The sequence below is a fragment of the Mycobacterium sherrisii genome, from assembly GCF_002102355.1.
Lineage (GTDB): Bacteria > Actinomycetota > Actinomycetes > Mycobacteriales > Mycobacteriaceae > Mycobacterium > Mycobacterium sherrisii.
In genome coordinates, this window is record NZ_LQPT01000099.1 from 139741 (window position 1) to 161259 (window position 21519).

The 21519-nt window shown below is 63.4% G+C and carries 19 protein-coding genes; 5 read left to right on the plus strand and 14 right to left on the minus strand.

What is annotated here, in order from left to right; genetic code table 11:
- Nucleotides 1-10 precede the first annotated feature (10 nt).
- From AWC25_RS20535 to AWC25_RS20545, 3 genes are all read right to left on the minus strand, one after another.
- The gene (locus AWC25_RS20535) at nucleotides 11-970 is read right to left on the minus strand and encodes a glycosyltransferase family 2 protein (protein WP_085167381.1); all 960 of its coding nucleotides are present in this window, start codon (nucleotides 968-970) and stop codon (nucleotides 11-13) included.
- A 228-nt stretch (nucleotides 971-1198) separates the two neighbouring features.
- Nucleotides 1199-2065 (minus strand): SMP-30/gluconolactonase/LRE family protein, encoded by an 867-nt coding sequence (locus AWC25_RS20540; protein ID WP_085167384.1) that lies wholly within the window; start codon nucleotides 2063-2065, stop codon nucleotides 1199-1201.
- A 12-nt stretch (nucleotides 2066-2077) separates the two neighbouring features.
- Entirely contained in the window at nucleotides 2078-2839 is a 762-nt protein-coding gene (locus AWC25_RS20545; RefSeq protein ID WP_244899562.1) for an FkbM family methyltransferase, read from the minus strand.
- 258 nt (nucleotides 2840-3097) lie between these two features.
- Between AWC25_RS20545 and AWC25_RS20550 the strand changes: the two genes are divergently transcribed.
- On the plus strand, nucleotides 3098-4063 hold the full coding sequence (locus AWC25_RS20550) for a class I SAM-dependent methyltransferase (protein WP_085167386.1): 966 nt from the start codon (nucleotides 3098-3100) through the stop codon (nucleotides 4061-4063).
- 14 nt (nucleotides 4064-4077) lie between these two features.
- Here AWC25_RS20550 and AWC25_RS20555 read toward each other — a convergent pair whose 3' ends face one another.
- Nucleotides 4078-4848 (minus strand): glycosyltransferase family 2 protein, encoded by a 771-nt coding sequence (locus tag AWC25_RS20555; RefSeq protein WP_085167388.1) that lies wholly within the window; start codon nucleotides 4846-4848, stop codon nucleotides 4078-4080.
- Nucleotides 4849-5212: 364 nt separating this feature from the next.
- Here AWC25_RS20555 and AWC25_RS20560 point away from each other — a divergent pair, with 364 nt between their 5' ends.
- Nucleotides 5213-5911, plus strand: coding sequence for a class I SAM-dependent methyltransferase (locus AWC25_RS20560; protein WP_085167444.1), 699 nt, complete (start codon nucleotides 5213-5215; stop codon nucleotides 5909-5911).
- On the opposite strand, the gene AWC25_RS20565 is transcribed toward AWC25_RS20560, so the two are convergent.
- On the minus strand, nucleotides 5892-6968 hold the full coding sequence (locus tag AWC25_RS20565; protein ID WP_142278968.1) for a glycosyltransferase: 1077 nt from the start codon (nucleotides 6966-6968) through the stop codon (nucleotides 5892-5894). The genes AWC25_RS20560 and AWC25_RS20565 overlap by 20 nt on opposite strands.
- A 389-nt stretch (nucleotides 6969-7357) precedes the next feature.
- Between AWC25_RS20565 and AWC25_RS20570 the strand changes: the two genes are divergently transcribed.
- The 3 genes from AWC25_RS20570 to AWC25_RS20580 all read left to right on the plus strand — a co-directional run bounded on the left by AWC25_RS20570 (nucleotide 7358) and on the right by AWC25_RS20580 (nucleotide 10794).
- Nucleotides 7358-8119, plus strand: coding sequence for a class I SAM-dependent methyltransferase (locus AWC25_RS20570; RefSeq protein ID WP_158089767.1), 762 nt, complete (start codon nucleotides 7358-7360; stop codon nucleotides 8117-8119).
- 119 nt (nucleotides 8120-8238) lie between these two features.
- Nucleotides 8239-9495: a glycosyltransferase gene (locus AWC25_RS20575; RefSeq protein WP_085167394.1), complete on the plus strand. Its 1257-nt coding sequence runs from the start codon at nucleotides 8239-8241 to the stop codon at nucleotides 9493-9495.
- Between the two features lie 24 nt (nucleotides 9496-9519).
- Nucleotides 9520-10794: a glycosyltransferase gene (locus AWC25_RS20580; protein ID WP_085167396.1), complete on the plus strand. Its 1275-nt coding sequence runs from the start codon at nucleotides 9520-9522 to the stop codon at nucleotides 10792-10794.
- On the opposite strand, the gene AWC25_RS20585 is transcribed toward AWC25_RS20580, so the two are convergent.
- The 9 genes from AWC25_RS20585 to meaB form a co-directional block, all read right to left on the minus strand.
- Nucleotides 10791-11600 (minus strand): class I SAM-dependent methyltransferase, encoded by an 810-nt coding sequence (locus tag AWC25_RS20585; RefSeq protein WP_198166680.1) that lies wholly within the window; start codon nucleotides 11598-11600, stop codon nucleotides 10791-10793. The genes AWC25_RS20580 and AWC25_RS20585 overlap by 4 nt on opposite strands.
- 153 nt (nucleotides 11601-11753) lie before the next feature.
- Nucleotides 11754-12560: a TylF/MycF/NovP-related O-methyltransferase gene (locus AWC25_RS20590; protein ID WP_085167398.1), complete on the minus strand. Its 807-nt coding sequence runs from the start codon at nucleotides 12558-12560 to the stop codon at nucleotides 11754-11756.
- Between the two features lie 227 nt (nucleotides 12561-12787).
- A complete protein-coding gene (locus AWC25_RS20595) occupies nucleotides 12788-14089 on the minus strand; it encodes a glycosyltransferase (protein WP_142278964.1) in 1302 nt (433 codons plus the stop codon).
- Between the two features lie 204 nt (nucleotides 14090-14293).
- Nucleotides 14294-15562, minus strand: coding sequence for a glycosyltransferase (locus AWC25_RS20600; RefSeq protein WP_085167402.1), 1269 nt, complete (start codon nucleotides 15560-15562; stop codon nucleotides 14294-14296).
- Nucleotides 15563-15593: 31 nt separating this feature from the next.
- Nucleotides 15594-16400, minus strand: a complete 807-nt coding sequence (locus tag AWC25_RS20605; RefSeq protein ID WP_085167404.1) for a TylF/MycF/NovP-related O-methyltransferase — start codon at nucleotides 16398-16400, stop codon at nucleotides 15594-15596.
- 220 nt (nucleotides 16401-16620) lie between these two features.
- Nucleotides 16621-17718 carry a class I SAM-dependent methyltransferase gene (locus AWC25_RS20610; RefSeq protein WP_069401229.1) on the minus strand — a complete coding sequence of 366 codons (1098 nt, stop codon included), beginning with the start codon at nucleotides 17716-17718 and terminating at the stop codon, nucleotides 16621-16623.
- A 191-nt stretch (nucleotides 17719-17909) separates the two neighbouring features.
- Nucleotides 17910-18989, minus strand: coding sequence for an NAD-dependent epimerase/dehydratase family protein (locus tag AWC25_RS20615; RefSeq protein WP_085167405.1), 1080 nt, complete (start codon nucleotides 18987-18989; stop codon nucleotides 17910-17912).
- Between the two features lie 161 nt (nucleotides 18990-19150).
- Complete coding sequence (gene lipL, locus AWC25_RS20620; protein WP_085167407.1) at nucleotides 19151-20437, minus strand: esterase/beta-lactamase LipL; 1287 nt, start codon at nucleotides 20435-20437, stop codon at nucleotides 19151-19153.
- A 64-nt stretch (nucleotides 20438-20501) separates the two neighbouring features.
- The gene (meaB, locus tag AWC25_RS20625; protein WP_085167409.1) at nucleotides 20502-21491 is read right to left on the minus strand and encodes a methylmalonyl Co-A mutase-associated GTPase MeaB; all 990 of its coding nucleotides are present in this window, start codon (nucleotides 21489-21491) and stop codon (nucleotides 20502-20504) included.
- Between the last annotated feature and the right edge of the window lie 28 nt (nucleotides 21492-21519).

Genomic DNA, 21519 nt, shown 5'->3' on the forward strand with positions numbered 1-21519 from the left:
GGTCGGTGATTCAGGAGTCTTCGGAGTAGACGATCTTGCGACCCGGCGCGGGCGCGGGCTCACTGCTTTGCGATTCGGCCGGATAGTAGAAGCGCTCCAACAACCGCGCCGATACATGGTCGGGCTCCCGAAAGCCTTGCCATGCCCCGATGAACTGAGCGAATCGAAACTGCGGGATGCTCAATGCGTTACTGCGCCACAGGTTCGCCTTCACCGCGTCCCGGTAGTCGCTTGCGATGTTCGTCAGCGCAAGACTTAAGGCCCGCGGCAATGACATTTCCGACCCTTTGACGATCCGGGCATAAGCCATCGCCTCGCGCCGATACCGATTGCGAATGGTGCTCCATGTCTCCTCGTGCACATGCACCACCGGCGCATCCGCGACGTAGGCGATCTTGTACCCCTTGTCCAGGGCCTTCTTGGCGAAGTCGAGGTCTTCAAGGCCGGTGAGAGTCTCGTCGTAGTGCGTTTCCTCCCACACTGACCTCAAAACCGCTGCATTGGCGTTGTTACTGAACGGGTGGCCCTGGTCCCAGATGTTCTGGTTTGGAAACCATTTCAGCATCACCCGCGATTCGGAAAACTTGGTCCGCTGATCACCGACTTGGCGCCCGTAGGCAATGGCCACGCCTTCGCGCTCGAAGGCGCCGACGATGTGCTCCACGTAGGTGTTGTAGACCGGATACACGTGCGCCGACGCAAACAGCAAGATGTCGCCCGTCGCCACTGAGCAGCCTCTGTTGAGCGCACGCCCAAAAGAGAATTCATTTTTCGCGATGTGCACGATGGTGCAACCGGCGGCTTCGGCGATCGCAACCGTATCGTCCGTGGACCCCGAGTCGACCAGGATGATCTCGTCGAGTTTGACGGTCTGCTGCTCGAGTCCCTTCAGCAACCGGCCGATGTGTTTTCCTTCGTTCAAGGCGCGGATCACCGCCGACACCCGGCGCCGCGAACTGTTCTCACTCATCGCTGGCGAGCTTGCCCCCATGTCGATTGCCGTCTGTCTGCGAAATTACTGTCGTCCGAGGTGCTGTCGGCTTGGGACCATACCGAAGAGAGCGGGCCGCGGTACATCCCCCGTTCCGGCGCCCGCAAGGTCGTGCGAATTCCTCCTGGAGCAGCATCGTGGCGTAACGATACTCGCAGGTGACAGAATTCGAGGCCGTTGTAGAGCACAGGCGGAGGTTGGTTGACGTCACCCGGCAAATGCGGCGACAACGGCGCCTTGCACCTGGGTGTGAACGGTAAATATGCCGCCGGCAGAAGGCTCCTCATGGTCAGCCAATCCCTGGCGTGAGGTGGTGATGAATAGCAGGTCGCGGTCCTTGCCGCCAAACGCGCATGAACTGACCTGGCTCACACCGGGCACGCCGATCGTCTCGACCAGCTGGCCCGCCGCGTCGTAATGGATGACGGCACCCCCGCCCCATAACGCAATCCAGAGCCCATCGTCTTCGTCGATGGCCATGCCATCGGGATATCCCGCTGCGTCATCAAGGTGCAAGTGGGGGCGCCGACCAGACCACACACCCGTGTCGGCGTCGACGTCGAAGACATCCACCCGCCTCGTCGGGGTGTCGATGTAGTAGGCACGAGTACCGTCCGCCGACCACTGCACACCGTTCGAGATCGACACCGGTGATAGCAGCTCGACGACCTCGTGCTTGGGCGTCAGCCGGTAGACAGCCCCCGCACCTGGTCGTTCGTCGTAGGCCATGGTGCCGATGACGAAGCCGCCGGCCGGGTCACATCCGCCGTCGTTGGTCCGCACGTTCGGATCGTTGGTGATCGTCGCGATTGGTTCATAGCTAGACAGGCATTCATCGGCACCGAAGACGCCGCGTTCGGTGGCGATCACGAAGCCGCCAGCTGTGCGGCGCCTGATTACCGTGACGACCGGGCTCGGCCCCTGAAAGCGGGTCACGCTACCGGATGAATCGAGCGAAACGATCTCGCCTGCGAGCACGTCCATCGACAGCAACCGACTCGATGGCGCATCCCAAAAGGGCCCTTCACCGTGGTAGGCCACCGGCGAAGTTACCCGTTCGGCGGTGCGCGCCACAGGTATTGGCGCCTAAAGCTCGTACGCGGCGCGAATCGCCTCGGCGACCGGTCCGACCGCGCCACGGCGCAAGAAGACGCAATCGTTCTGCGAATCGAACGTCCCGTGTGGCGGATACTCCTTCACCAGGCTGAAGCCCAGTCCGTCGGCAATCTCCTCAACCTCGGGTCGCAGCGCTATCCCTTCGTACAGCGGGATTTTGAATAGCTCCAGGTGCAAGGCAAAGCAGTCTCCACCAGCGAGATAGTTGGCCGCTCCTTCTAGAATTTGACGCTCGGCACCCTGCGCATCGATCTTTAAAACGTGATACCGCTCGGGGCGTTCGGCTAACACGGTGTCTAGTGTCGTGCACTGAATCTCCTCAGTGTGATCCAGGCGCACACGTTCAAACCAAGTTTCGGCGAGATGGGATGGCCCAATGCTGCGTAGCCTCTCGAAGTTCTCACGGACGTAGTCGGAGTTTGCACGAAACAGTGACGACCCGTGGCCAGCCTGGCCGGAGTAGACGTAAAAGGGCAGCGTAGCCGGTTGGCTCCACAGAGCAGCGTCAATGGTCACCACCTGAGGTTGCTCCTCGCGCGGATCTCGCGGCTCGAATTTAAGGACGCGGCTAACAAGGTCGGATCGCTGATGCCATGGGTCCGGCAAATCGCCGACCGAGCCGACGTCGATCAGTCCGACGACACCTCGGCCGCCGCGATTGATGACGCCGTATCCGCGCACCCTGTCGATCGCGCTCTGCGCGAGGCGGTAGACGGATTCGAGCGTCCCCATGCGTCCTCCTCTGTCAGGCCACGCCTGATTGCACGTCCAAGGCCAAAGTCTGGCACGAACAGAAAGTTCCCCGCAGGCAATGCTGACATGCGTCCTAGTCCGGTCCGACCGGCGCCTCGCCGGGACGGACGGAATGGACCGGTCACATCGGAACCGCGTCACCGGACCACCGAAAAAATTTCGACGGTGATGTTACGATCGCCGAGTGAGCGAAACTAAATCGCGCCAAATTGTCTGGAAATGCACGATCAGTAACGCATGATGCAAAAAGTCCGAAAATTTTGTTTCTCGCTGATCGATTTTGCACTGATTCCGATCGCCGCAACCGCGTCGCTCGCGCTGCGCGCCATCCGCCAGACTGGATTTTCGCGTATGCCAATGACCTTGCGAGTGTTCCGAAAAGTGGGAATCTATCCGGTCCTCGATCATTACTACGAGCCGCTGTTCAACCCCGACCATCTCCGCAAACCGCTATCCGAAGATCGCGAGCTGCTCGGCATCGACTGGAACGTCGACGAGCAATTAGAACTGCTGCGAAAATTTCACTTCAATGACGAATTGCTGCGATTTCCGCTAGACCGGCAGGCCGACCAGGAATTTTACTACCGGAACGGCTTCTTCGAATCCGGTGACGCCGAGTACCTCTACAACATGATCCGGCTCTTCAAGCCCAAGCGCATCTTCGAGATCGGCAGCGGCCGGTCGACCCTGTTGGCCGCCAGCGCGCTACGGGCCAACCGCGCCGAAGATGCCGGTTACCGTTGCGAACACGTCTGTATCGAACCGTACGAAGTCGACTGGCTTGAGCAACTGGGCGTGAACGTCATCCGCAAGCCGGTGGAGCTGATGGACACGTCGTTGTTCACCCAATTGGAAGACAACGACATCCTCTTCATCGACTCGTCGCACATGATCCGGCCGCAGGGCGACGTCCTGTTCGAGTACTTCGAGATCCTGCCAATCCTCAAACCCGGTGTGCTGATTCATATTCACGACATCTTCAGCCCGAAGGATTACCTGGACGAGTGGATCCAGTCGGTGTGCTTCTGGAACGAACAGTATCTGCTCGAGGCCTTTCTGAGCTATAACTCAGAGTTCAAAATCATTGGGGCACTAAACTTTTTGAAGCACCACTACCCAAACGAACTGAGCGCGGCCTGCCCGGTATTGCGGGAACAGTTCGAATCCCGCGAGCCCGGCTCGTTCTGGCTCAGGCGGGCGTAGTCAACCGGCGTCGCTTATCGTCGGAATACGAAAGCCAAGGCCGCGAAGTAGTATTCGCATCCTCTCAGGTAGACGCGCGACACGCTGCGCCCGCCGAAGGGGTAGCGGCCGTGCATGTCCCACATGCGGCGTAGGTCATTGAAGACCTCACTGGGAGCGCGATTCGTCCCGACCCCGGTGGTGTCGAAATCGCAGAGCACGCGCCGAAGCGTGATTGGCTCACGCAGTAACGCAGCACGAAGGATGAACTCCTGGTCGGCGGCGATCCCGAAATCGAGGTCGTAGCCGCCCAACCGTTTGATCAGCGACGCTCCGTAGAACGAGGCTTGATGCGGGACAACCTGCCAACCGGCAAGGAACTTGCGGAGGCTGAACGGCATGGGGCTGCGCACCCGCCCCAGGCCGACGAGATTGTCCATCCCGTACCCCCACACCTCGCGAACAGGCCCCCGATCCGAGATCGCGTTGATGGCATCGGCCACCGCGTCGGGATCGGGGAAGCAATCGCTGGAATGCATGAACCACAACACATCTCCCGAGGCCCGGGCGATGCCCTGATTCATCGCGTCATAGCGGCCGCCGTCCGGCTCCGACTGCCAGTAGGCGAAAGCCGGCTCCACCCCGGACAGATATTCGACAACCTCCTCGCCGGACCCGCCGTCGATGACGATGTGCTCGATGCGCCCCGAATAACGCTGGGCTCGCACACTGTTCACGGTGCGTTTGAGCCCGTCGAGGTCCTTGAAGGTAATCGTTATCACCGACACGGTCGGAGCTGATGTCACCGGTCCCCCCCTCGTGCAGCTCTCGCCGCTCGACGTGACAACACGATCCCAACCTCCTACGCGCCTGCATCCTGAAAGAACCGCGCCGGTGCGTCGGCCCGCCCCGCACGTCCCCCATGACCTCGGTGGAAAGCCTTGCTGATCCCGGCATCGATCACCTTAAACCGTGCTCGACGCGAAAATCCGCGGGTTGCTGAAACCGACCCATCCGTGCCCGATCATGGCGAAACCAAACAGCCGTGCCTGCGCTGCCCGACCTGTAGGGTGATCGCGTGGGTCCGATCGCGAGGGCCTGATCCGAACGAGAAGCGACTTGTGCCCATCAGCCGGCTAATTGAGCGATCAGGAGGTGTTGAAGGTCACGATGTTTGGTCTCTTCCGGAAGATTCTGCAGGACAAAGTCGACATCATTGATCAAGCATTCACATCTCTGAACATCGAGTCGTTCGCGGACCTCGGTGGCGTATGGCGGGTGGAAGGCGGCTACACCTTCCACGCCCTCGACAAGCACAACATCAAAGATGCCGCGTTGGTCGATACGCATCCGACCGAAAAGGTCATCGCCAAAGCCAAGAAGTATCCCCAACTCCGCCTGATCAAAGGCAATTTCGGCGACCCTGCCATTGCTGATCAGGTTGGCAAGGTCGACGCGGTGCTGCTGTTCGACGTGCTGTTGCACCAGGTGGCCCCCGATTGGGACAAGATCCTGGAAATGTACGCCAAGAACGTGCGCGCCCTGGTGATCTACAACCAGCAATGGACCGGCCCGGGAAGCAACGTGCGGTTGCTGGATTTAGGTGAAGACGAATACTTTCGCAATGTCCCACACAATCCGCGTCAGGAAAACTACAAGGACCTGTTCGGGAAACTCGACCAGATTCATCCCGACCACAACCGGCCTTGGCGCGACGTGCACCACATCTGGCAGTGGGGAATCACCGACACGGACCTGGAGGCGAAGGTCGACGAACTCGGGTTCACATTGCTGCACAAGAAGAATTGCGGAAGGTTTGGCCGACTACCGAATTTCGAGAATCACGCCTTCATTTTCGCGCGTCGGTAGCCGCGTCCTGCTCGCCGAGCGGTCGCAGGACATTTCCACTGTCCTGTGGCTGCCGGTATTGAAGGCTGAAAGGCCACACATCCACCATCCCTTTCGCGTGCGGCGCCACCAGGGCGAACCGGCGCCACCACTGCTTACGTCGCTGCGAACGCGGCGCCCAGCGGTACTTCATCGCAAGCTCGGCCATGCGCGGGTATTTCGAGATCGTTTCCTCGAGCAGCGCGCGCCCTTCGGCACCGGGGACGTTGCCGATCTGGCGCAAGATCCAGTCCGCCATCGCCGCGATGAGTTTCTCGCGCTCGGGGTCGTCGGGGAAAAGGTCGAGCATCGCGTCGAACGTCGCAGCGTGCCCCGCGCCCAACGTCAGCCAGAATTTGGGCGGATCCGCAACTTGGTTGTGCCACATGCCCTTTGAATGACGACGGTAGACGGACATGGTGTCGGGCAGCATCCCGATGTCGCCGCGGGCCGCGTGGCGTACGTGCAGGTACCAGTCCAACGGCATCACGTCGGCGGGGATGTCGTCGTAGCGCTCGAGACGACGATAGACAACGGAGTTCGTCTGAATGAAGTTCATCAGCAGCAGGGCGTCGACGGTCAGGTTGCCGCGCAAATGGGGCGGTGGGAACTTCGAGTCCTTCGCGTAGCCGTCTTCCCAAACCACGCGCACGGGGTGGAAACACACCGTGGTCCCCGGGTGGCGGTCGAGGAAAGCGACCTGCTTTGCCAGTTTGAGCGGGTCGGTCCAGTAGTCGTCTGCTTCACAGAGCGCGACGTACTCGCCTCGGGCAGCAGACAGCGCCCCGGTCATATTCCGGTTGAGACCCAAGTTTTCAGGCCTGAAGATCGGCCTGAACAGGCGCGGATATTTTTCGGCGTACTCCCGGATGACCGACGGTGTGGAGTCGGTCGAGGCATCGTCGGCGACGATGATTTCTACCGGGAAATCCGTCCGCTGCGCCAGAAAGCTGTCGAAGGCCTGGCGAGCGTAGCCCTCCTGGTTGTGGGTGGTCGCCACGATGCTTACTTTGGGGCTCACTTTCGGCGAAGTCGCCACCGGACCGTCGGTCACTGCGAATCTCCTTCCGCTAGAGCGCCGTCACGAGTCATCTCGCACCCGCATGAAGTATGGCAGCAGGTTTGCCCACGAACCCGTAGACGCAATGAGCCGCGTGAATACCCCGTGAGCGCGGGAGCCGTGTGGTTCAATGGCCGAGACGATTGGCGCGACGCGCGCACCACGCGGTTGCGGTGCCCAGCAAACGATCCGGGGCCGCAGTTCGCCTGTACCGGCAGTTGGGCGCCGACCTGTGACCACTTACTGAAGTCGGCGTCCGCGGGCTAGATTCCACCGAGCTGGACGAGATCGGAGAGGTGTTAGTGGGGATTCGCAGACGTCTGATCGAATTCAAACCGGCCCGCACGGCGTTCAACGCCGCCACCTATGTGCTGTTTCAGGCCCGGCTTTTTGTGGTGACGCTTCGTGAACGCGGCACGGACGCGGCGCAGGAACCCGTTCCGCCGGCAAAAATCCGATGGCGGGTGCACGGCACGCTCGACAAGGAATCGTATGTGGCGGTCGGTAAGTTACTCGCGCAGAACATCCGCGATCTTTCCGAGGCCGCCGGGCAAGACTTTTCCTCCTGCAAGGACATCCTGGATTTCGGCAGCGGCTGCGGAAGGGTTATCCAGAATTTCCGTAGCGAACCGCGCCCCTACACGCTGTACGCAACCGATATCGATCCGGAGTTGGTCGCGTGGGGCCAAAGCAATCTCGACGGGATCAATTGGAGTGTCAACGCGCACCGACCGCCGCTGCCATTCGACGAGGACTCCTTCGATTTGATTTACGGGATCTCCGTCTTCACCCACCTCGACGAAGACTTTCAGAATGTCTGGCTGGCCGAGCTGCAACGAGTCGCCCGACCCGGATCGACGCTGATCTTGACGGTCCACGGCGAACATGTCTTGAAGGGCCTGCGGATGCTGGACGAATCCTACCTGGATGAGATCAAAGAACGTGGGATACTGTTCTTCAACTGGGCGAACGGAAAGCTCAAAGTGGACGGGTTTCCGGATTTCTACCAGACCGCGTTCCACACCAAGGACTACGTTTATCGCGAGTGGTCCAAATATTTCGACATCGTCGACTATGTAGAACGCGGGATCGGTAACTACCAGGACGCTGTGGTCCTGCGGAACCGGTGAATCGTCCCTGCCGACGGGTGCACCGAAAAGCAACGCGAACGGCCGACCGGCAACAGCTCGAGCAAGAGATAATGGCCTTCGACGTCGCCGGACCACCCGACCCCGGAAGCAGGTGAGTTGTGAAGTTTGCCCTGGCGAGCTACGGGACCCGCGGCGACATCGAACCCAGCACCGCCGTCGGGCGCGAATTGCGACGCCGCGGTCACGACGTCCGCCTGGCCGTTCCGCCCAACCTGGTGGGCCTGGTCGAGTCGGCCGGGCTGGAGGCGGTTGCTTACGGGCCGGATCAGCAAGAAGGGTTCTGGGATGTCGATTTCCTGCGCAAGTTTTGGAAGGTCAACGAGGTAATCGCCTCCTGGCGCGAGGTCCAGGAACTCTTGGCGCAGTCTTGGGCGGAGATGAGTACCACGCTGGTCCGGCTCGCGGACGGGGCCGACCTGCTGTTCACCGGGCCCGGTTTTCCGGGGGTGCCCGCCAATGTGGCCGAGTACTACCGCATTCCGCTGGCCAGCATGCATTACTTCCCAATGCTGCCGAACGGTCAGGTCGCTCCGGGTGTGCCGGCGCCGCTGGTGCGCGCCGCCGTGCGGGCACTCGACTGGCCGCAGCGGTTCGTCACGAAGCGAGCCGAGGACGCGCAGCGCCGAGAATTGGGTCTGCCGAAGGCCACGGGCCCGGCACCTCGACGGATCACCGCGCGCGGAGCGCTGGAAATCCAGGCCTACGACGAGGTGTGCTTTCCGGGCCTGGCCGCCGAATGGAAGAAATGGGGCGATCGACGCCCCTTCGTCGGCACGTTGACGATAGAGATGGCCACCGACGCCGACCAGGAGGTTGCGTCCTGGATCGCCGCCGGGACACCGCCCATCTTCTTCGGGTTCGGCAGCACGCCGGTGCGATCGCCCGTCGAGACCATCGACATGATCGGCGCCGCCTGCGCGCAGTTGGGCGAGCGCGCACTGGTTGCTTCCGGGCAGACCGACTTCAGCAATGTCCCGCAGTTCGACCATGTCAAGGTGGTCGGCCCCGTCAACTACGCGAAAGTTTTTCCCGCCTGTCGCGCGGTGGTGCACCACAGTGGGGCGGGCACCACGGCCGCGGGTTTGCGTGCCGGGGTGCCCACCCTGAGCCTGTGGAGTCTGGGCGATCAACGGATCTGGGCGGGCCAAATCAAACGGTTGAAAGTGGGTACTGCCCGGCCATTTTCGGCCACAACCCGGGAAACCTTGGTCACCGACTTGCGCGAAATCCTCGCCCCGGACTGCGTCGCACGCGCCCGCCAGATCGCAACGCGGATGACGACAGCCGCCGAAAGCGCCACCAAGACAGCCGATCTCCTCGAGAACTTCGCCCGCGTGCCGGCGACGAGCAACTAGACGACTGGAAGGCTAAGCTGCGCAATGAAATTCGCCCTGGCCAGTTATGGAACGCGCGGTGACGTCGAACCCTCCGCAGCTGTGGGCCGCGAGCTTGCACGGCGGGGCCATGAGGTCTGCCTGGCCGTCCCCCCCGGGCTGCTGGACTTCGCCGAGGCCGCAGGTCTGTCCGCCGTCTCGTACGGACCCCCGATTGAAGAATTCTTGGACGAGGATTTCCTGCGCAACATGTGGACGGATTTCTTGCGCAGCGCGTGGACAATTCACGGGCCGATCAACCTCGTGCGCAAAATATGGGAGCCCATCAACGTACACTGGGCGCAGGTGAACAAGACGCTGCTGGCCCTGGCGGACGGAGCCGACCTGCTGTCCACCGGAATCAATTTCGAGCAAGCCGCCGCCAACGTGGCCGAGCACTACGACATCCCGCTGGCCACCCTGCATCACTTCCCGATGCGGGCCAACGGCCAGCTGGTCCCCACTTTTCCGGCGCCGCTGGTCCGGTCGTCGATGACCGCGATCGAATGGCTGTTTTGGCGCTCGACGAAGAAGGTCGAAGACGAGCAGCGCCGCGAACTCGGCCTCCCCCCTGCGACATCGCGCTCCCAACGCCGGATCGCCGACCGCGGATCCCTGGAGATCCAGGGTTACGACGCGGTGTGTTATCCCGGTCTGGCCGCCGAATGGGCGAAATGGGGTGGTCACAGGCCCTTCGTCGGTGCCCTGACGATGGAACTGGCCACCGATGCGGACGACGACGTGGTGGCGTGGATCGCGTCGGGAACACCACCCATCTGCTTCAGCTCGGGCAGCATACCGGTCGAATCTCCCACCGAGATGGTGGAGATGATCGCCGAGACCTGCGCGCTGTTGGGCGAGCGCGCCTTGGTGTGCTTCGGCGGCACGGACTTCGCCGACGTTTCGCCTCCAGACCATGTGAAGCTGGTGGGACCGGTGAACTACGCGACCATTTTCCCGGCGTGTCGGGCGGCCGTGCACCACGGCGGTTCGGGCACCACGGCCGCGAGCCTGCGGGCCGGAATTCCCACGCTGATCCTGTGGAGCTCGGCCGATCAACCGTATTGGGGAGCCCAGGTGAGGCGATTGAAAGTCGGTGCTGCCCGGCGGTTTTCGGCGACCACCCGGGCGACGCTGCTGGCAGACCTGCGGGAGATCCTGGCGCCGCCGTACGCCACCCGTGCTCGCGCACTCGCGACCCAGCTGACCGCACCCGCCGACAGCATCGGCCGCACCGCGGATCTGTTGGAGGGCGCGGCCAACCGGAAGTCGTTCGGCTAAACCGATCCTTGCGCCGGCTTGATCAGCAGCCCCTGGCCGGTCGGCAACGAACAGATCGGCACGCCCAATTCCACTGCCAGCGCATCCATCGCGGCGCGCTGCTCGTCGCGTCCGCGGTTCGCATAGTCATCCAACAGGACGAAGGCACCCGGAGTGAGGCGCGGCCAGAAATGGCGCAGCGCGGCGACTTCGGGTGGGGCACAGTTCATGTCGATATGCAGGTAAGCCACCGCGCTGGCCTCGACCTGGTCGAGCGTCTCCGGAACCGCACCGACGATGATGCGGTGGTTCTGCCACTGGGCGAAATTGGCCCGGACGCCGTCGACACCGCTGACGTACATGCCGTTGCGGAGCTTGGACTGGCTGCGCTCGACCTCCCCCGATTGACGTTCGGCGTCTGTGACAAAGCGCGGATCGATTCCCGCGAAGGTGTCCAGCAGATAGAACGTCTTGCCAAGCCGGTCCCAGTCCAGGTGCTCCATGATGGCGCTGCTCAAGAACCCATAGCTGACGCCACATTCGACGAAGTCGCCGTCCAGCTTGCTCGCGTTCTCCGCCGCCCACAGGCCGACGTGCACCCGCCATTGCCACTGATACCAATCCGGGTCGGGCAGGGCACGCGCGCCGCGCTGGTAGGCGCGCTGGAAGGCCGGGTTCTCGAGGAACGCATCGTTGTGGAAGCTGATCAGCCCGTCGCTCGCATAGACATCGGGCAGCAGGGCGCGCGCGAGCCAATATTCGGTGCGCACCCACCACATCAGTAGTCGAGTTTTAGCGTCTAGACCGGTTGCCACGGCGGCAACCATAACACTGGCGCTTACCGCGCCTGCGCCGAATCGGACGGGTTGCTAGTGCGATACCGAATTGCAAAACCTGTTCTTGGGCACGGTTTTTAGCCGACCGGCCGGTGCCGATCGTGCGGGTGAAGAGCAATTCCCGCTGCTACCGTTGCGGGATGGTTACGGCTTTCGCCACAGCACGCCCGTGCCGTCGATTTCTTGGATTTCCGCGGTGATCCCGTGCTTGTTCCGGTAGTCGGCGACCGCCTGCTCGCACGGTTTCAGCGCGTGGTAGTCGTCGATGATGCAGAAGCCCCCGGACGATAACCGCGGATACAGCGCATCCAACGCCTGAATCGTCGACTCGTACAAGTCGCCATCGAGCCGCAACACCGCGATCTGCTCGATCGGAGCGTCGGCCAACGTATCCTTGAACCACCCCGGCACAAAACGCACCTGATCGTCCAACAACCCATAGCGTTCGAAGTTTGCCCGGACCACCGATTCGGGGATTCCCAGCACATTGGCATGCCGATCCAGTCGAATCCCTTTGTCGGCCTTGTAATTCACCGTATCCGGCGGCGGCACGCCCTCGAACGAATCACACAGCCATACCCGCCGCGTCTGGTCGCCGTAGGCCGCCAGCACCGCGCGCATCAAAATGGACGCCCCGCCGCGCCACACGCCGCACTCGACCAGATCCCCCGGCACGTCGTCGGCCAACACGGTCTCGACGCAATGCTGCAAGCTGGTCAACCGCTGCATCCCGATCATCGTCAACGCATCCGCCGGCCAATCCAGGCCGCGATCCCGCGCGTACGCGTTGAACGGCCGCTTCCGCACCAGCATGAAGTTGCGCGTGTTGAAGATGGGTCGTCCCAGCCGATACCACCCCACCGGCACCAGCTCGTCCTGACCGTAGCGTGTCAGGTCGCGACGGAGCAGATCAAGATAGGCAGACCGCGCGTCGGTTTCCGTCACGGTCAAATCTGTCCCTTTCCTCGCATACCACTACTCCCAGTCATGGCGCCTAGACGCCCAGCCACGCAACCAACGCGGTTCACGATTTCCTGTCAACCCCCAACCGCGGTTCGAGACATCGTCTACACCGAACCCACAGCATGGTAGCTGAGTGCCCGGCTGACGTTGGCGGAATCGAGGGCTGAAGTGCGATTACCAAAGCCGGGATGGGTCGCGACTAGCAATCTCCGACGTCAAAGACGCGCGCGTTGGCGCCGGACGGGAAAACGCCCTGCCTGACCAAACCGCTCGAGCAAGTCGGCGGCGCGGGTCACGCTTTCCTGCGCCGTGGTCATCCGCGTGGCCAGTTCGCGGGCACGAAGGGCGTACTCGGGGGCGAGGATCTGGCGCAAATCCTCGACGAGTGTTTCCTTGGTCGTCGCGGAAAAGCGGCGGCCGGCGCCCACTTTCAGCTTCTTGAGGTGGCCGCCCCAGAAGGGTTGGTCACCGGCGGTCCATAAAATCAGCGCGGGGATTCCGGCGCGCAGTCCGGCCGCCGTCGTGCCCGACCCGCCGTGGTGCACCACCGCACGGCAGGACGGGAAGGTCGTCGCATAGTTCACCACGCCCACCACCTTGACGTGGTCGAAGTGCGGCACGTCGCTGAAGTCGCTCCAGCCGGCACAGATCAGCGCCCGCTCGCCGAGCTCTGCGCAGGCCGCGCTGATCATCTCGACGGTGTCGGCCGGCGACTCGGTGACCGGCATGCTGCCGAAGCCGAAGCAGATCGGCGGTGTGCCCCCGGAAATCCACGACAGCACGTCGTCGTCGGAGTCGGTCGTCAGACCCATCGTCAGCGTGCCGACAAAGGGCCGCCGATCCCCCCACTTCGACCATTCGGCCGCCAGTCCCGGGAAGCACACCTCGTCATACGCCTGAAGTTCCAGCGACCCGAGATCGGCGATCCGGCGCGGTGACGACGACGTCGTCTTCGGTAGGCCCAACTTGCGGCGCTGCTCGTCCTCGGCCTTCTTGTTCATCCGCCACACGAGCCAGTCGTACGCCGTCATGCCGGTGCGGACCAGCGGCGACGGCAGGTTCGGAATGAGTTGCCCGTTGGGGCGCATCGGGATGTAGTGCAAAACCGCCATCGGGATGTCGTAGTACTCCGCCACGTTGATGGCGAGGTCCTGATACAGCTGGCCGGTGAAAAGCACGTCTGCGCCGGCCGTGAGCGCGGTGAGCGTCGTGCTCATGTCGGTCCACGCGCGCAGTACCGGCTCCCACGCCTCGCGCACCATTTTGATCGGGCCGCGGATGGTCCAGAACTCGCGGCGCAGATCCGACCAGAAGTTACGCAGGAACTCGTCGTCCCAGAAGGCCTGCATGTCCGGCCCGTAGGACACCGCGGAGAGCCCCGCACCCTCCGCCAAGCCAATCAGATTTGGCGGGATTGCCATGCGGACTTCGTGGCCTCGGCGCAGCAGTTCCCGCCCCGCCGCCAGCGAAGGCTCTACATCACCACGAGTTCCGTAACACGCCAGAGCAAATTTCATCGCGAGGCTAGCTCTATCACCTTCCCGCCGACCTAGGCAAGCTCACAGTAGCCTGTTTACGACTGGTTCACACCGATCTTCCGCATGTCACACAGCCACGAAAATTTGCCGGCGGTGTCGCCCTCGTCGACATCAGCCGATGTAATACGAACGCCAAAGGCATTCTGTCCATTTGATACTCGGTGGCCACGCCGGTGTGGGCGGTTAGGCCACATGCTTTGCGCGGGCGAAGCTCTCCACGAGATCGGCGGCAGCGTTCACGCTGTCGGCGGGCTTGGTCATCTGCGCAGCGAGCGTTCGCGCGCGCGTAGCATACTCCGGTGCGAGTATCCGGCGCAGGTCCGCGACGAGCGTGTCGCGGGTGGTGCTCGAAAATCGGCGAGCAGTACCAACTTTCAGCCGCTTGAGCTGTGCACCCCAGATCGTCTGATTAGGGTCCATCGAGAGAATCAACGTCGGAACGCCCGCGCGCATGCTGGCGGCCGTGGTTCCCGAGCCGCCATGGTGGACGACGGCGCGGCAGCCCGGAAACACCTTCGCGTAGTTGACCGCCCCGACCACCTTGACGTGGTCCGAGTGCGGAACACCGCTGAAATCACTCCATCCGGCACAGACCAAGGCCCGCTGGCCCAACTCCGCGCAAGCGCCGCTGATCATCTCGATCGTGTCGGCCGGCGATTCCACCGGCATGCTGCCGAAGCCGAAGCAAATCGGGGGTGAACCGTCGGCGATCCACGACGCGACCTCGTCGTCGATCTCGGTGGTCAACTCCATGGTGAGGGTGCCGACGAAGGGACGGTGACCGTTCCATTTCGCCCATTCTTCGGCCAATCCGGGAAAGCACGCCGCGTCATAACCCTGAATTTCCAGCGCATCTCGCGCGGCGATTCGTCCCGCGGACGGGCCGGTCGCCTTGGGCAGGCCGAGCTCGCGCCGTTGCGCGTCCTCGACCTTCTTGCTCAGCCGCCACGTGAACCAGTCGAACACCCGCATCGCGTATCGCGCCAACGGCGCGGGCAGAAACGACACCACCTGGCCGTTGGGCCGCATCGGCACGTGATGCAGCGTGACCAACGGAATGTCGTAATACTCAGCCACATTGGCCGCCGGCTCTTGGTAGCTCAGGCCGGCGAACAGCAGATCGGCATCCTGCGCCAGCGCCACCAGCGTCGTGTTCATTTGCGTCCAGCACTGGTCGCTGAGGTCCCACATCTCGCGCCACAACCTCTTGATCTGGCGGACCCGCCAGAACCTGCTGAAAAACGAGGTCCACAAGTTGCGGTACACATCCAGCCAGGTTCGTGTGTCGAGACCGTAGGAGACCGCCGGCAGCCCCGCCGCCTCGACGAAGTCCATCAAGTCGGGCGCAACCGCCATCTGCACGTCGTGTCCCCGGCGCTGCAGTTCGCGGGCGACCACCAGGGACGGCTCGACATCGCCCCGGGTTCCGTAATTTGCCAGCACGAATTTCATTGTGGTTCCGGGCCTTACGGTTGTGCCAGGGTCAGGGCTTGCGCCACAGCACGCCCGTGCCGTCGATCTCCACGATCTCGGCGGTGATCCCATGCTTTTGCCGGTAATCGGTCACAGCCTGCTCGCACGCACTGAACACATGGTAATCGTCGATGATGCAGAAGCCCCCGGACGACAACCGCGGATACAGCGCATCCAACGCCTGAATCGTCGACTCGTACAAGTCGCCATCGAGCCGCAACACCGAGATCTGCTCGATCGGGGCGTCGGCCAACGTATCCTTGAACCACCCCGGCACAAAACGCACCTGATCGTCCAACAACCCATAGCGATCGAAGTTCGCCCGGACCTCGGTCTCCGGCACGCCCAGCACCCTGGCATGCCGGTGCAGCCGAATCCCTTTGTCGGCCTTGTAATTCACCGTATCCGGCGGCGGCACGCCCTCGAAGGAGTCACACAGCCACACCCGCCGCGTCTTATCTCCGTAGGCCGCCAACACCCCACGCATCAAAATGGACGCCCCGCCGCGCCACACGCCGCACTCGACCAGATCCCCCGGCACGTCGTCGGCCAACACGGTCTCGACGCAATGCTGCAAACTCGTCAGCCGCTGCATCCCGATCATCGTCAACGCATCCGCCGGCCAATCCAAGCCCCGATCCCGCGCATGCGCGTTGAACGGCCGCTTCCGCACCAACATGAAATTGCGCGTATTGAACAGTGCCCGCCCCAGCCAGTGCAACCCCACCGGCACCAGCTCGTCCTGACCGAAACGGGTCAGGTCGCGACGGAGCAGATCGAGATACGCGGACCGCGAGTCGGTCTCCGCCACGGTCAAGATTGCCCCTCTCCTCGCATACCACCATTCCTCCCAGCCCAGGAGCCTAGACGCCAGACCACGCCCGCAACGCGTTTCACGGATTTTCCGTTATCGTCGCGACGCCCGCGCTTGCCGGAATGCACTGGGCAAACCACTGGGCAGGCACGTCCTCGGCTCTGGTCACGCGCAAGCAAAGATACCGATCGCTGCCAGGAAACGTAAATCCCGCGCCAAGCGCCTAGCGGGCCGGCTTCAGCTTCCCCAAGCCGGTGATCTCGAGGCTCACCGACTTGCGTGAGCCAACGGCACCGAGCAGGAAGAGCATGTCGCCCAGCGGCGCCCCCAGCCAGAACCGCCAGAACGGCTTGCGGAAGCATATTGAGGCGAACCGACCCTCCCCCAAGAGCCAGAAAATCGGGATCGCGACGGCGTAGTAGAGCAGCCGCATCCAGCGCGACTGGACCATCTCGATATTCATTTCCATCATTTCCAGGCCCCACGCGCGGTAATTCCATTCCAGCTCGTAACGGCTCTGGAACTCGTAGAACGCCCGCATCTCGCCATTGGTGACCAGATACTCGTCAAAAACGAGGATGGACCCGGGAACGAAGCGCTCCTTGCAGGTTTCCAGCGCGTGCAGGCAACTCTCGTAGGTGTCCAAGTCCATGTGGAACAGCCTGATCGGGGCGCCCGGATGCTCGGCCAAAAACGGCGCCAACGTGTCATAGGTGCTGCCCTTGATGAACTGCACTTTCCGGCCGAGTGCGGCCGGCAGGCCGTCTTCCTGGAACACCACCCCGGTGTCGCGGATGAAGCGTTGCGCGAACGGGTCGGACAGCGAGAAGGTGCCCCGTTTGACGACTTGGTCTTCGAGTTTCCAGTCTTCGACCAGGCCTTCGAAGCTGTCGAAACCGTAGACCATCCGACCGCTGGCATCCGATATGAGCCGGGTGGACCAGCCGATCCAGACACCGAGGTCGAGCAACAGTTCATCGGAATCTCCGAGGGTCGGCCCGGCCAGGGTCGACGCCTCGGTCAACAGGGTGTGCCCGCGGATCCGGCGCTTGCGCAGCTCGGCCATGGTGCGGCGGATGAATGCGCGGTAGCCCTCGTCGTAAACCCGGATGTCGCGCGCATACAGGTTGGGGATGTAGCGATCACGCCCCGGATACACCAGGCGCGCGCCCAAAAGCACCACAACGAGTGCGCCCAGCACCAGGGCAAGGATCGGCACGAAAAAGCACGCGACCGCGGTGATGACGGCGAAGGCAGCCAGGGTCGTCTTCCACAGACGATGAACGGTCGTCCGATCCACGGTCTGCCTGTCGACCGCCACACCACCACCCACCGGTTCACCTCCCTGTTCTCGGGCTAGAGTAAGTCGAACCAGCCCGATTTATTAATGAATCACACGAATACGTGAACAGGTGCGCGTCCCTCGCCGGGCGCTGCCGATTCTGCGCAAGATGTCCGCGACGCGAAGCCAGGTTTGGCGCGGGCCCCGCTGTGCGGCCACCAATTCGGTCGTTAGGTGGGAAAGCTTGCCGTTGAAGGTGATTCGAGCCGCTCGCCGATCCAATCCAGGAGCACCCGCAAGCCGTCGTCGAGCGACCATTTAGGGCGCCAGTGCAGCTCGCTTTGCGCGGGCCCGATATCGCAACTCGCCGAACGCACGTCTCCGTCCCGGAATTGCGCGGTGACAATGGGTTCCGGAGCGCCGAACGTTGCGGCGATCTTGCGGGCCAACTCGTGGATCGTCGTGGCAATCCCCGACCCGATGTCGAGCCGACGCGAGCCCGTCGCCGGATTCTCGACGGCGGCGAAGAGCGCGTCGACGACGTCCTCGATGTAGACAAAGTCGCGGACGATCCGGCCGTCTTCATAGACGTCGGACGGGCGCTGTTCGCGGGACACCTGCGCGAAAAAGGGGACCACGCCGGTGTACGGATTGGTCAGCGACTGGCCCGGCCCGTAGACGTTTTGCAGGCGCAGCACGCTCAAGTTGGTATCGTGCGCGGCCGACCAGGACGCCAAGATGTGCTCCTGTGCCAGCTTGGTGGCGGCATAGATGTTGGACGGCCGCGGCTCGGTGCGCGCCGCGCAGCTGGCCAGCGCGACCGCAGGCTCGCCATCCGGGCCCGGCGGATCCCACACGCCCGCCGCCAGCTGGGCGTGGCTGCGCGGGCCCGGGTAGAAGACCTGCGAGCCGGCTTGCCAGGCGCCCTCGCCGTAGACGGCCCGCGAGGACGCCAGCACCAGCTGCTCGGGCACCAATCCGGCACGGCTCAGCGCGTCGACCAGCTGGGTGGTCCCGACCACGTTCACCGAGCCGTGGCGCGTCGCCTGGGACAGCGATTGCGCGGTTCCCGTCTCGGCGGCCAGGTGGACAACCTGGTCAGGGCGGAAAAGCCGGAGCACCGCGTCGCAGTCCGGCCCATGGGTCACGTCCCCGGTGAACAGGCGCACAGCGGACGGCAGGTCCGGTGCTTGTCCTGCCGCATGCACCTGCGGGTGCAGGACATCCATGGCCGCGACGTCGTAACCCGCCTCGACCAGTCGATGCGACAGCGCGGAACCGATGAATCCCGCTCCACCGGTGATCAGCACGGTTGTTGACACGAGCCGGCATCTCCCTGTGGTCCGCGGAGCAAATGGTTCACCGGCGCTGCCGGGAATTGGTCGGGGTCGATCATATCGATGACCTGCCCGGTCATTGGCCAGGATCCGACAATATTCTGCAAAGACTTAGCGCCGCAACGACTTCGGCCTCAGCCGGCGACGGCGTCGGCTTCCACGAACGGTGCCCCGAATTCGGTTATCGGCCGAAAGCCGCCTTTGCGGGCCTTGGCCACGCCGATGCGCAGCAGGTTGCCCAGCGTCGCCACGCCGGAGTGGTCGAGCACCAGGAACGGCGACAACAGCCGGTTGTGCACGAACGAGAACGCCAGACCGGACGACGGATCGGCCCAGCCGAACGAACCGCCCATTCCGACGTGTCCGAAGCCGGGCATCACGTTGCCGAACGGAACGGTGTGGTAGCCGAGGTGGAATGACAAGGGCATGATGATGTTTCGGTCCCTCTTCAGGCTGCGCCGCCCGGTCAGGCCCGCGACAATGTCGCGCGACAGGAACCGGCTGCCGTCGATCTCACCACCGTTGGCGATGGCGCCGTACATCCGCGCCAGCGCGCGGGCGGTCGCCACGCCGTTGGCCGCGGGCATTTCGGCGTCCAGCAACGGGATTTCGCCCTGCACGGCGGCCATCACGCCGCGGAAGTACAGCGACCGGAACCCGCCGGAGAGCTGCGTGGCGACCTTGCGCGCGGCGTAGCCGATGATCGGATTTCCAATCACGTTCTGCGGCATGATGATTTCGGCGACCCGTGTCGGCGCGCCGGCGGGCGGCCGGCCCAGGTGCATGCCGTCGGTGCCCAACGGCGCGGCCAACTCTTCGCGGATCAGCTGGCGCATGCCCTTGCCGGTGACGCCGCGGGCCAGGCCGGACATCAGCCAGCCGAAGGTGAGCGCGTGGTAAGCCGGTTTGCCCAGCAGGCGCCCGGGCGACGCCGCGGCGAGCCGTTCTTCCATGACGCGGTGGTCCAGCAAGTCTTCCTGGGTCGCTCCGCGCAGGCTCGACAGGCCGCCGCGGTGCCGCATCACCTCACGCACGGTGAGCTTCGCCTTGCCGTTGGCGGCGAACTCCGGCCAGTACTCGGCGATCGGGGCCTCGTAGTCGATCAGCCCCCGATCGGCGAGGCGGTGGATGACGGTGGCGGCCATGCCCTTGGTCGCCGAGAACACCATCGGCGCCCGGTCTGCCGTCCAAGGCACCCGCCCGGCACGGTCTGACCAGCCCGTCCACACATCCACGACCGGTTGACCGTCGAGGTAAACCGCCAGCGCTCCCCCGCCGAACCGGCGGCCGGGGAACATGCTGGAAAAGCCACGAACGACGCACGAGAAGTTCGGGTCCGCCGCGCCGAACACACGATGACCTGCGTCACGGACATCGTGGGAGGGGTTCGCGCGGTGATCGACCCCGTTGTCTACCGTCACAATTTTGAATTTACTTTGAATCGGGCGGGCACAAGGGCAAACACCGGATTAATTTACCTTTCCGTTAGCGCGACGCTGCGTCCAGTATTTGCTGGGCCGCTAGCGCAGGTGTCAGTTCACCCGCCTTGACCCGACGTTCCACATCGGCGCGCATCGCGCGCACCGTGGGGTTGGAGAGCACCCGATCCAGGACGGTGTCGCGGACCATCTGCCAGGTCCAGTCGACCTGCTGCGCCCGGCGTCGATCTTCGAACTCGCCGGCCTCGGTCAGTACCTTACGATGTCGTTCGACGGTGTCCCACATCTCGGCCAGACCACTACCTTCCACCGCGCTCATCGTGAGAACCGGTGGCCGCCAAAGGGTTTCGCGTGGGTAGATCAACCGGATCGCCGACGACAGCTCCCGCGCGGCCTTGCGCGCCTCCGGCAGGTGCGCGCCGTCGGCCTTGTTGACCACCACGATGTCGGCCAGTTCCAGGACGCCCTTCTTGATTCCCTGCAGTTGATCGCCGGCGCGTGCCAACGTCAGCAGCACAAACGTGTCGACCATGTTCGCCACGGCGACCTCGGATTGTCCGACGCCCACCGTTTCGATCAGGATCACATCAAAACCGGCCGCTTCCAGCAGAATCACCGTCTCGCGGGTGGCCTTGGCCACCCCACCCAACGTGCCCGACGTCGGGGAGGGCCGGATGTAGGCGTCGGGGTGTGCGGCCAGCCGCGACATCCGGGTCTTGTCGCCCAGGATCGAGCCGCCGGTGCGTGTCGAGGACGGATCGACCGCCAGCACCGCGACCCGGTGGCCGCGATCGATCAAATGCATGCCCAGCGCCTCGATGGTGGTCGACTTACCCACTCCCGGAACACCGGTGATACCCACCCGATGCGCATTCCCGGAGTCGGGCAGCAGATTCAGCAGTAACTGCTGGGCTTGCTCACGGTGATCGGCGCGGGTGGACTCCAGCATCGTGATGGCCCGGGGCAGCGAGGCGCGATCACGGCTGCGAATGGCCGTGGCCAGTTTGTCGACCGTGGCGCCGGTTGTCGATGCCATCTACCCTGCCGGCTCTACGTAGCGGGTG